This window comes from Salipiger sp. 1_MG-2023 (assembly GCF_030547555.1).
Taxonomy (GTDB): Bacteria; Pseudomonadota; Alphaproteobacteria; order Rhodobacterales; family Rhodobacteraceae; genus Salipiger.
In genome coordinates this window covers 1-10,701 of the sequence record NZ_JAUOQN010000088.1, presented here as the reverse complement: position 1 = coordinate 10,701, position 10,701 = coordinate 1, and the positions used below count along the sequence as shown (strand labels likewise).

Below are 10,701 nucleotides of genomic sequence, written 5' to 3'. Positions count from 1 at the left end.
GCACGCGATGAAGGACTGGCACAAACTCAAGCCAGAGCTGTTCAAGAAACAGCCATATTACCTGCCGGGATGTGACAACTATTACCCCCCGGCCCCGCCTTCCCCTGCCTTATGAGAGGCGATGTCAGGCGGGGCCTGGCTGAGCTGAAGTGGACCGGCAAATTCAGACAGCGTGCTAAGATGTATCCAGCACCGACGATGGGATACGAAAATGACGACAAGACGCAGTTTTTCGGACAAGTTCGAGGCCACTGTCGCCCTTGAGGCGCTGCGTGGTGACAAGACGGCGCAAGAGATTGCGGCCAAGCGCAAAATCCACTCAACGCAGGTGACTACATAGAAGCGGCAGGCGATTGACGGCCTGACGGGCGTGTTTTCCAACAAGACAAAGAAGGTCGAAGACAACGAGGCCGAAGTCAAAGAGCGCCACGCTAAGATCGGAAAGCTGGTGGTCGATAACGATTTTTTTTTCACAATGGCTGAAGCGATGAGCCCGTCTGAACGCAAAGCGATGATCAACCGGGATCGTACGGATCCGAGCCTGACCAGGCAGTGCAAGCTGCTAAAGATCAGCCGGTCATCACTCTATTATGCTCCCATTGGCATGAATGCTGAGACGCTAGAATTGATGAACGAGATCGACCGAGTGTTCACAAAATACCCGTTCTTTGAAAGTCACCAGATTGTAGCCTACCTGCCACGAAACGGATTCCAAGCCAAACGCGGCATCGACGAATGGCTTGAATTCTACAACGCCGAGCGACCGCACACGGCGCTTGATAAACGAACACCAGACGACGCATACTTTGAGACAACACAGATGAACCGAGCGGCATGAAACCTAACCATGATCCATCTTAGCTGAGCCGCAAACCTGACCTGAAAAGCAGGACCACTTCAGTACCTCTATCGGGTACGCGCCCACGAGATGGTTGAAAACCGCGTGCTCATACGCCCGCTTTCAGACCGAACTTTGTGACACGCGCATTCTGAGCTAACTATTTGGAGGATTTCCTAGTCGTACTGTAGATCCAAGGCGCCAGTCCAGCGATGACACCGAGCAGCATCACCGTAGCGCCAGCCGAAGCGAGACCAACATTTCCACGCAAGAATAGGTAGTCCATGATGAACTTAGCTGGCACATCTGTCGCGGTTCCAGGGCCACCATCTGTCAAGGCAACAACAAGATCGTAGGACTTGACCACCGCAATCCCCAACAGAACGACAGCTGTGATCAACATCGGCGCAACGATCGGAAGGATAATCGAAAGATGAGCACGCCACAGTGGGATGCCATCGACTCGGATTGCTTTCCAAAGATCAGGGTCAACACCGCGCAGTCCCGCGAGACACAGCGCCATAACAAGCCCAGAGGATTGCCAAACAGCGGCAATGATAACCACATAGATCGCGCGATCAGGGTCAATGATCCAATCAAACCGAAACTGATCCCAACCAAGGTTGTTGACGGCTTTTTGCAAACCGAGTTGCGGATTCATGATCCATTGCCAAACCACACCGGTCACGATGAAGGAAAGCGAGTAGGGATAAAGCCAAGCCGAACGGAAAATAGCCTCCCCCCTAACGTCGCGATCAAGGGCCGCAGCCATTAGATAGCCCAAAAAGAGGGATGCCGCGATGAACAACACGCCGAACAAGGCGAGGTTGTTCAAAGATTGCAGCCAGCGCGGTGTCAAGAACAGACGCTCGTATTGTGCGAAGCCGATGAAGTCCATCACAGGCAGAAGCGTGGACGATGTGAAGGAGATCAGAACAGTCCAGATCATTGTGACGAGATATCCCGCCAGCACGATGAGCCAACTTGGCCAAAGCGCGACCGAGGCCATATTGGGTCTAAGCCTATACCCTTTGCGGTGTCCTGAAGAAAATGTCATGCCTTTAAATCCTTACCCTGCCTGTGATGTTGCTTTAGTAGCCCGTAGAGCGGATAACGCCCTTGATTGAGTCGACAAAATCATCGGTGCTCATGTCCGGATTTGCCCAAAGCTGCAAAACAGCGTCAGTGTAGCCGCCGGCGCGGTCAGCGGGCGTACTTATCTCAACACCGGGGACTTGATGGGCCGGTTCAGCCATGGCTTCAAAACCGCGTTGAGCACAACTATCGAAAGCCTCCGTCTGAACGTCCAAACGTGGTGGCAATCCGCCCTTTATCAGGTTAAACGCAACTTGAACCTCCGGATCCATAAAGGTATCAGCCAGTTTTTCATGCACGACCTCCATGCTCTCTGAATTGCTTTTGGGAAGAACAAAAACATCAAAGGCCGTCAGGAAATACGTATCGTCGCCGAAACCAATCCGACATTCGAAATCGACACCAGGTTTTTGACCAGCTGATTTGAATTCGCCCTTGGCCCAATCGCCCATAAGCTGGACGCCGGCATCACCGCTGACCACCATGGCTGTCGCATCATTCCACTTGCGACCTGCAGTGCCCTGGTCCGCGTAGCTCGCATATTTGCGGAAAATATCAACAAATTCACGGAACTCATCAGACTCAATCGCATCGACATCGCCCTCTTGGAACATCGCCTTGTAAAGATCCAAATGACCAGAAATCAACATCAGCTGATAAAACGTTTCAAAAATTACCCAGCCTTCGCCCGACTGTGCGATGGGCTGAATGCCCGCGTTTTTCAACTTATCCAACATCGGGAAAAAGCCATCGAAAGTCTCGGGGACCTCAGTGCCAGCACTCTCCAGCGCGGCCTTCGAGAACCACATCCAGTTTACACCATGATTGGCCACGGGCATCGCATAGATTTTACCGTCGTAACTGATGGCGTCAACGATACCTGCAGGTAGCGCTTCTTCCCAATCGCCGGCATCTGCATAAGGCGTCAAGTCCGTGAGTAACCCTTGCGCGGCCAGTTCTGGGAACAGTTTACCGCCATTGAACTGCAAAGCCGCTGGGGCGTTGCCTGTGACGATGGCCGAGGTCGCAGCAGCTACAGCGGCGGTGGCACCCGGTACAGCGTCATCGACCCATTTGCCCCCCTTTGCTTCATAGGCGTCGGCGAGAACGCGAAGGGCTGCGGCTTCGGAACCGGACGTCCACCAATGCATGACTTCCGCCTTCATGTCTTGCGCGAACGCAGTCGAAGCCATGAGTGAAAATGTAGCGGCCAAACCGCCGGAGATGATTTTATGTTCCATGTGTAGTCCCTATTGGTTGAAGTGGAAGGAGGATGCCGATCTTGGGTCGGCTTGAGCGTGTTCATGGTGAAGGTAAAGAAAGCGTAGTTGGGATACCGCCGTTGCGCGAAGAGGCCAGTGCGCACTCAATGAAGGCCATGCCTTCGATCCCGTCTGAAAGACCCGGCGAAAGAGTGTCACCGATCACAATGCCGGAGTGCTGCTTGTGAATGGCATCCGCTGCTTCTCGGTAAATTGTCGCGAAGGCTTCTAGATAACCTTCGGGATGGCCGCCTGGAATACGACTATCTGCCTGTTCTGCATCTGCATGCCCACGGCGCAAAAGCCGAGGCGCTTCGCCAAGGCGGGCGAACGTTAACTCTTCTGGCCGTTCCTGCGACCAGTCGATCATTCCGGCATTACCGTAAACGCGCAGGCGCAAACTATTTGCGTGCCCGGGCGCGACCTGACTGGCCCAGAGAAAGCCGTGCGCACCGCCGTCAAATGACATCATAACTTGCGCATCGTCATCCACGCGCCGCCCTTCGACGAAGGTACTAAGCCGCGCCGAAAGCGACTGGGGCACAAGGCCCGTAACAAACCGCATCAGATGAAAAGCATGGGTTCCGATATCGCCAATCGCGCCGCCTTGCCCCGCCGTGTCGGGGTCGGTTCGCCAAGCGGCACCCGCATTTCCATCGACCTCAACCGCAGTGGCCAACCAGTCTTGAAGATATTCTACCTGAAGCGTTTGGATGCGACCAATCTCGCCCCTCTCAACCATCTGACGTGCAAGACGGACCATCGGATATGCCGAATAGTTGTGAGTTAAAACAAAGACCCGCCCGCTCTCGGCCACACTGGACCGCAGCGACAAGGCTTCGTCGAGACTGATGGCCAAAGGTTTATCACAAATCACGTGAATACCCGCATCAAGGAAGGCACGCGCGACAGGGACATGCAGGGCATTCGGCGTAACGACAGAAACTGCTTGGATACCATCAGGGCGGGTCGCCTCGGCGCGGGCCATCTCGCGAAAATCGGTGTAGACACGATCCGCAGCAATACCGAGATCATCGCCGGACACTTTGGCACGGACCGGATCCGAAGAAAGAGCGCCGGCGACAAGTTCATATTCATCGTCAAGCCGCGCAGCAAAGCGGTGAACCCCTCCGATGAAGCCGTTCCTACCGCCGCCGACCATACCAAGACGAATACGCGCACTCTTCATCTCGTCACCCCAAGCAGTCGCATATTTGCTGAGACATCACTGCTGCTGGCCGCAAAATCGTCAAAGGCGCGGTCGGTCAGCCGAATGATATGGTCATTGATAAAGGCCACCCCTTCACGCGCGCCGTCCTCGGGATGCTTGAGGCAACACTCCCATTCGAGCACAGCCCAGCCCTCAAACCCGTAGGTCGCAAGACGTGAAAACACCGCAGCAAAGTTGACCTGACCGTCACCAGGGGAACGGAACCGTCCGGCACGTTCAACCCACGGGGCATAACCGGAATAAACACCCTGTCGACCGGTCGGATTAAATTCTGCATCCTTGACATGAAACATACCGATGCGGTCATGATAAATGTCTATAAATGAAAGATAATCCATACCTTGCAGCGCGAAATGCGACGGGTCATACAGAATTTTTGCGCGGGGATGATCACCAACAGCAGATAGGAACATCTCAAAGGTCGTGCCATCAAACAGGTCCTCGCCCGGATGAATTTCATAGCAAAGATCGACACCCGCCGCATCAAATGCATCAAGAATTGGCAGCCAACGTTTGGCTTGTTCTTCAAAGGCGGCCTCTATCAATCCTTCAGGGCGTTGAGGCCAAGGATAAACATAGGGCCAAGCGAGCGATCCTGAAAACGTTGCATGCGCGGTGAGGCCAAGGTTCTGCGAGGCTTTTGCCGCAAGAAAAAGTTGATCAACCGCCCAAGCCTGACGCGCAGAGGGATTTCTACGCACGACGTCAGGGGCAAACCCGTCAAACAGCGCATCATAGGCCGGATGCACTGAAACGAGCTGGCCCTGCAGATGGGTTGAAAGCTCAGTAATACAAAGCCCCATGTCCGCCAAACGCCCTGTCAAATCGTCACAATAGGTTTGACTTTCTGCCGCGTGAGCCAGGTCAATAAACCGCGCATCATGGGTCGGCAGTTGCAACCCGCGGTACCCCAAATCCGCAGCCCATCGCGCAATCCCCTCGAGTGAATCAAACGGAGGCATTTTTCCAATAAACTGCGCGAGAAAAAGCCCCGGGCCCTTTATCGTGCGCGATGGGAAAAGATGCGGCTCAGCTTCAGTCATATCGTTTTTTGACATCACACAATGTCCGCTTGCTTGGCTAGCAAATCGCGTGCTTGTTCAAATGCCATCGCTGTGGGCCGCGTGCAGGTGGTTGTCAGCTCAACTCCACGCCCGTTTTGCGCGGCATCCTCAATGGCGAAAAGAACTTCCAAAACGTGGAGGCTAAAATCTTCGCTGCACCGGAAATCTTCCCCTGCTTGCAAGGCGCGTGCCATATCAGCCAAGCCAAGGCCGCGATAACAAGTATAAGGAAACTTTTCCATCCAAAGGCGATTATCCGCGCCGAAAGGCTGCTCACTTGTCGATGTTACGTCAAACGTGCCACCAACCTCTGCGAATGCAACGGTGCCGCCGAACATGTTTGGGTCAGGCAATCGCAATGTGCCATTTGTACCGTGTAATTCGATGGGACGCAGGTCAGAATGCGGAACATCCCAACTAGCTAGGAACGTAATTTCGGCACCACCCTCAAAACTTAGCAAGGCATTCAATGTGGTAAAGGTTTCAACTGGGACAGTCTGCCCCTTCATCGGCCCCTCCCCTGTGACAAGCCGCTTTGCACGTCCAATACGACCTGAGGCCTGAACCCGTCGAACCGGCCCCAAAATGCTAACAAGCGCCGCAAGGTAATATGGCCCAAGGTCAAGCACTGGTCCTCCGCCTTGTTGGAAAAAGAAACTAGGGTTCGGGTGCCAATGCTCCATCCCCCGTGACAAAACCGCCGCAAGACCGGTGATAACCTCGCCCATTTGACCGGAATCATGAATCGCGCGCCCCGTTTGGAACCCCGGACCAAGAACAGTATCCGGTGCCGACCCGACACGTCGGCCAGCCTTTCTAGCGGCCTTCAAAATGCGCTGCCCATCTGCAAAATGCGCAGCCAGTGGTTTTTCCGTATAGACGTGCTTTCCGGCCTCAAGTGCCGCGATAGAAACATCCGCGTGGGCCGATGGGATCGTCAGGTTCAACACAATATCCACATCATCCGCCGCAATCATTTCTGCAACCGACATGGCCTTTAGGTCGTAAATATCTGCTTTGCGCTGCGCTGCCTCAACTGAAAGGTCGGCACAGGCGACAAACTCGATGTGACGCCACAATGAAGCATTTTTCAAGTATGTATCAGAGATATTGCCACATCCCATAACACCAACGCGCAAGGGGGGATGGGTCATACTGGCACTCCAAGGTTTTTGACTGTTTCAAAGCTTTCGGCGGCAAAACGTTTCCAGTCGTCAGGCAGGTCATGCTCCACGATGGCAACACGCGCGCTGGTCTTCGCAACCTTTGGCCACAAGTCAGACCAATTTACGACACCTTGGCCGACATAAGCCCAGCCATCTTGATCAACATTTTCACCTGCGGGTGCGACGTCTTTTACGTGAACAGCGACAATACGCGCGCTGTAACGATCCATCCACAGGGAAGCGTCGAACCCTATACGCGTGAGCCAACCAAGGTCCATTTCCAGCGCCAAAGGACCATCCCCTAAAAGATGCTCAATCGGATAACTTCCATCCGGCAACGCGGTAAATTCGAAATCATGATGATGCCAGCCGAGTGTCAAACCAGCTTCGGCAAATTGCGGCTCGACCGCCTCAAGGCGCGCGCCCAATGACCTCCATCCTGAGGCATCAACCGGACGGTTGTCTTCGTCAATCCAAGGGGCAATAACGACTTCGATACCCAGTAAATTTGCGGTTGATATAACCCAAGTCGTTTCGTCGAGAATTTGCTCTAACGTAAAATGGCCACTAAGCGCAGTAACGCCCGTTTCGTCCATGACAGCGCGCATGGCTTGAGGATCGTCATAAGAATAGGGTTCGACATTGGTGTAACCCAAATCCGCGAGCGCACGAATTTGTTCGGTCACTTCGCCTTTGCCAAAAGCTGAGTAGAGTTGAAATGAGTGTAGTTGAGTGAGTGGCATGAGGGACTTTCGTTCAGATGATGGTGAATTAAGAGGAGTCAAAGCCGCACCTCTTCGGGGCCGGCAAAGAATGACGCCTGCGTAAGATCCAATGTGAGCGACAAGATTTCACCTTGTTGATGAGAGAGGCTTCCTGCTGCTCTGATGCTCAGAGTGCCAATTCGGGTATCGCACCAGATGATGGTTTCGGCGCCAAGCGTTTCAACCATGGTCACCGTCCCATCCATCGGATGCCCTGAAATGTCTGACCCATTGGTGATACGGATATGCTCAGGCCTCAGACCCATCGTTGCGGAGCACTGGCGATGAGGGGTCGAAAAAACCTCATCAGGAATTGGTAAACTTCCGCCTTCCGCTTCAAAAACCGTCCCGCCGATGTCGCCTTCGTTCAACGTGCCCGCGATAAAGTTCATCCGAGGTGATCCTAAAAATCCCGCGACGAACTTGTTCGCAGGCTTCGCGTAAACCTCTGACGGCGGAGCCAATTGCTGAATGCGCCCTTCTTTCATCACCGCGATACGATCGGCCAATGTCATAGCTTCGACCTGGTCATGCGTAACGTAGATCATCGTATTGCCCAGCTCTTCGTGCAGCCGCTTAATTTCGATACGCAGGTCATTGCGCAGTTGAGCATCTAGGTTAGAGAGGGGCTCATCAAAGAGAAACACATCAACATCGCGGACAAGGGCACGACCAATGGCGACGCGCTGCCTTTGCCCGCCCGATAAATCTGATGGACGGCGGCCCAAAAGCGGGGTCAGATGCAAGGTTTCAGCGGCACGAAGGACGCGACGGTTTACTTCCTCACGCTTCATGCCGCGCACTGTCAGCCCAAACCCCATGTTTTTTGCCACAGTCATACGGGGGTAAAGCGCATAAGACTGAAACACCATTCCGATGCCACGATCTTTAGGCTCCTCCCAAGTGACATCTTTTCCGCCGATGCAAATGCGACCAGCCGTCACCTCATTCAACCCAGCGATCGCGTTCAACAATGTTGATTTTCCGCACCCAGATGAGCCGAGCAAAACCAAAAATTCGCCCTTACGGATGTCTATCGATAGCGCATCCAGTACGATGTTAGGACCATAACTGATACCGAGGTCATGAACAGAGACCGAAATTTCATTTAAATTACTCATAGTTACCCCTTAACGGCTCCTGCCGCGATGCCGCGCACGAACCAGCGGCCTGATGTGAAATAGATGATGAGAGGAACCATGGCCGTCAGAAGTGTCGCAGCCATGTGGATGTTGTAGGGTCTCTCACCCATGCGCGTATTGACCAGTGCGTTAAGCTGCGCTGTCATCGGTTGGTTGTCGCGGCCCGCAAATATGAGGCTCAGCAAATAGTCATTCCAAACACCAGTCGCCTGCAAAATTGTGGCAACCACTAGTGCTGGCCCTGACATTGGCAGAATGATTGACCAAAATATCCGCCAAAATCCCGCGCCATCCACCCGAGCTGCTTTGACCAGCTCCGCCGGCACACCGCTATAAAAGTTGCGGAAGATCAAAGTGGTGATAGGCAAACCAAAGATCACGTGAACAAAGACAATCCCAGCAAGCGTGCCAGTCAAATGCACTTTGCTCAATCCAATCGACAGCGGATAAATGAACAGTTGGTAAGGGATAAAAGCCCCAATCAGCAGCAGCGCAAAAAGGGCCTCTGACCCCTTACTGCGCCAAAATGCCAATGCGAAGCCGTTGAGCGCGCCAATAGTCACAGAAATCAATGTTGCCGGTATCATGATGCGCATTGAGTTCCAAAACCCGCGGCTGATACCCTCACATGTCAATCCGGTACAAATTTCTGACCATGCCTGGACCCAAGGCCTAAACGTAAGTTCGAGCGGCAGTGAGAAAATCCGCCCCTCTCTGATTTCTGGCATCGTCTTGAGCGATGTGATCACCATGACGTAGAGCGGAGTCAAAAAAAAGATGAGCGTGATGATCAAAAAAGACCATAGGCCCAGACTGCGCGCACGATCAGCCATAGAGATTGGCCTTAGAGTAGAAGACGCGCCTCCGACCTCTAGCAATTGAGAAGCGTTGGTATCGTTCATTTGGGACCTCACGCATGTAATCGATTTCATTCTAGATATTCGAACCAAATGAACATTTTCAAGACAAATGTTATCGTTTACATTTTAATATGAGTGACCACCCCAAACAGCCCAAACCGTGAGCAGAACCCATGACAATCCGCAAGAAAATCGATCAACGGGCAAACGTTTTGGATGTGGCGCGTCATGCTGGCGTCTCCACCGCAACCGTAAGCCGTACATTATCACATCCTGAAAAAGTGTCGCCAGCGACTCGCGCCCGCGTCATGGCATCCGTGAAAGAGATAGGGTACCGCCCAAACTTGGCCGCTCAAGCCTTTCGCAGTCGCGTAACCCGAACCGTGATCGTGCTGGTTCCTGATATCGGAAACGCCTTTTATCCGGATATCATCCGCGCCATGGAGGACACTGCAAACAAACAGGGCTTCACAGTGCTGCTCGCCAACACCGATATGCTTAAAGACAAAGAGCAGAGTTACCACGAGATGTTGCGGGATGGTCGCGCTGACGGCATGGTTCTAATGACCGGCCGATTGCCTCAAGGATACAGCCCTGAGGACAATCTCCCGATGATCGCCATCTCCGAAGAAATCCCCGGCACAGCACTTCCACTTGTAGCGATTGACAATGTCGCCGGCGCAGCCGCTGCCGTCAGCCACCTTCATGCGGCTGGGCACCAGCGGATCGGTCACATTACAGGCCCCCAAAATCGGATTTTCTCATACCAACGCCTCTCAGGATATCGCCGAGGCCTAGAGCAAGCTGGGCTACCATACGCCCCCTCACTGGTTGCAAGCGGAGACTTCACATTCGAAGGAGGACTTGCTGGAGCTCAGACCCTCCTCGACCTTCCCGCCCCCCCCACGGCAATCTTTTGCGCCAATGATGAAAGCGCAGCCGGTGCGATGTTGGGCGCACGCAAAAAGGGACTGTCTATACCAAAAGACCTGTCGATCATGGGCTTTGATAATCTCACAGTCGGAAGAATGCTTCATCCAACACTTACAACCCTGCATCAACCACGCACAGAAATGGGTCACATCGGCATGTCCTTAATCTTGCAATTGATACAGGGAACACCACCGTCAAAATCATTCTACGAACTTCCCTTTAAGGTGATCGAGCGCGAAAGCGTGGGGCCTCCGCGCGTCGAGTAACCCTAACTGTTCCATCCCGGATGATCACATAAACCCTCGGCGGTCTGCCCTTTTCATGGCAAGATCGGTTCTGAGGGAAG

The 10,701-nt window shown here is 53.5% G+C and carries 10 protein-coding genes; 2 read left to right on the top strand and 8 right to left on the bottom strand.

All coding sequences use genetic code 11. The features are described 5' to 3' along the window. Positions 1 to 370 precede the first annotated feature (370 nt). A complete protein-coding gene (locus tag Q4543_RS22710; protein WP_303442112.1) occupies positions 371 to 838 on the top strand; it encodes an integrase core domain-containing protein in 468 nt (155 codons plus the stop codon). 160 nt (positions 839 to 998) lie between these two features. Here the strand turns inward: Q4543_RS22710 and Q4543_RS22705 are convergent, their stop codons facing one another. From Q4543_RS22705 to Q4543_RS22670, 8 genes are all read right to left on the bottom strand, one after another. After that, on the bottom strand, positions 999 to 1,895 hold the full coding sequence (locus Q4543_RS22705) for a carbohydrate ABC transporter permease (RefSeq protein WP_303442111.1): 897 nt from the start codon (positions 1,893 to 1,895) through the stop codon (positions 999 to 1,001). 34 nt (positions 1,896 to 1,929) lie between these two features. After that, a complete protein-coding gene (locus tag Q4543_RS22700; RefSeq protein ID WP_303442109.1) occupies positions 1,930 to 3,174 on the bottom strand; it encodes an ABC transporter substrate-binding protein in 1,245 nt (414 codons plus the stop codon). A gap of 61 nt (positions 3,175 to 3,235) precedes the next feature. Next, the gene (locus Q4543_RS22695) at positions 3,236 to 4,384 is read right to left on the bottom strand and encodes a Gfo/Idh/MocA family protein (protein WP_303442108.1); all 1,149 of its coding nucleotides are present in this window, start codon (positions 4,382 to 4,384) and stop codon (positions 3,236 to 3,238) included. Beyond that, entirely contained in the window at positions 4,381 to 5,484 is a 1,104-nt protein-coding gene (locus Q4543_RS22690; protein ID WP_303442107.1) for a sugar phosphate isomerase/epimerase, read from the bottom strand. Before Q4543_RS22690 ends, Q4543_RS22695 begins: the two co-directional genes overlap by 4 nt. Continuing rightward, on the bottom strand, positions 5,484 to 6,644 hold the full coding sequence (locus tag Q4543_RS22685; RefSeq protein WP_303442106.1) for a Gfo/Idh/MocA family protein: 1,161 nt from the start codon (positions 6,642 to 6,644) through the stop codon (positions 5,484 to 5,486). The genes Q4543_RS22690 and Q4543_RS22685 overlap by 1 nt, the downstream gene beginning before the upstream one ends. After that, complete coding sequence (locus tag Q4543_RS22680; protein WP_303442105.1) at positions 6,641 to 7,399, bottom strand: sugar phosphate isomerase/epimerase; 759 nt, start codon at positions 7,397 to 7,399, stop codon at positions 6,641 to 6,643. The genes Q4543_RS22685 and Q4543_RS22680 overlap by 4 nt, the downstream gene beginning before the upstream one ends. A 38-nt stretch (positions 7,400 to 7,437) precedes the next feature. After that, positions 7,438 to 8,541, bottom strand: coding sequence for an ABC transporter ATP-binding protein (locus Q4543_RS22675; RefSeq protein ID WP_303442103.1), 1,104 nt, complete (start codon positions 8,539 to 8,541; stop codon positions 7,438 to 7,440). Between the two features lie 2 nt (positions 8,542 to 8,543). Beyond that, complete coding sequence (locus Q4543_RS22670) at positions 8,544 to 9,464, bottom strand: carbohydrate ABC transporter permease (protein WP_303442101.1); 921 nt, start codon at positions 9,462 to 9,464, stop codon at positions 8,544 to 8,546. Positions 9,465 to 9,595: 131 nt separating this feature from the next. Here Q4543_RS22670 and Q4543_RS22665 point away from each other — a divergent pair, with 131 nt between their 5' ends. After that, positions 9,596 to 10,621 (top strand): LacI family DNA-binding transcriptional regulator, encoded by a 1,026-nt coding sequence (locus tag Q4543_RS22665; RefSeq protein WP_303442099.1) that lies wholly within the window; start codon positions 9,596 to 9,598, stop codon positions 10,619 to 10,621. Positions 10,622 to 10,701: the final 80 nt, after the last annotated feature.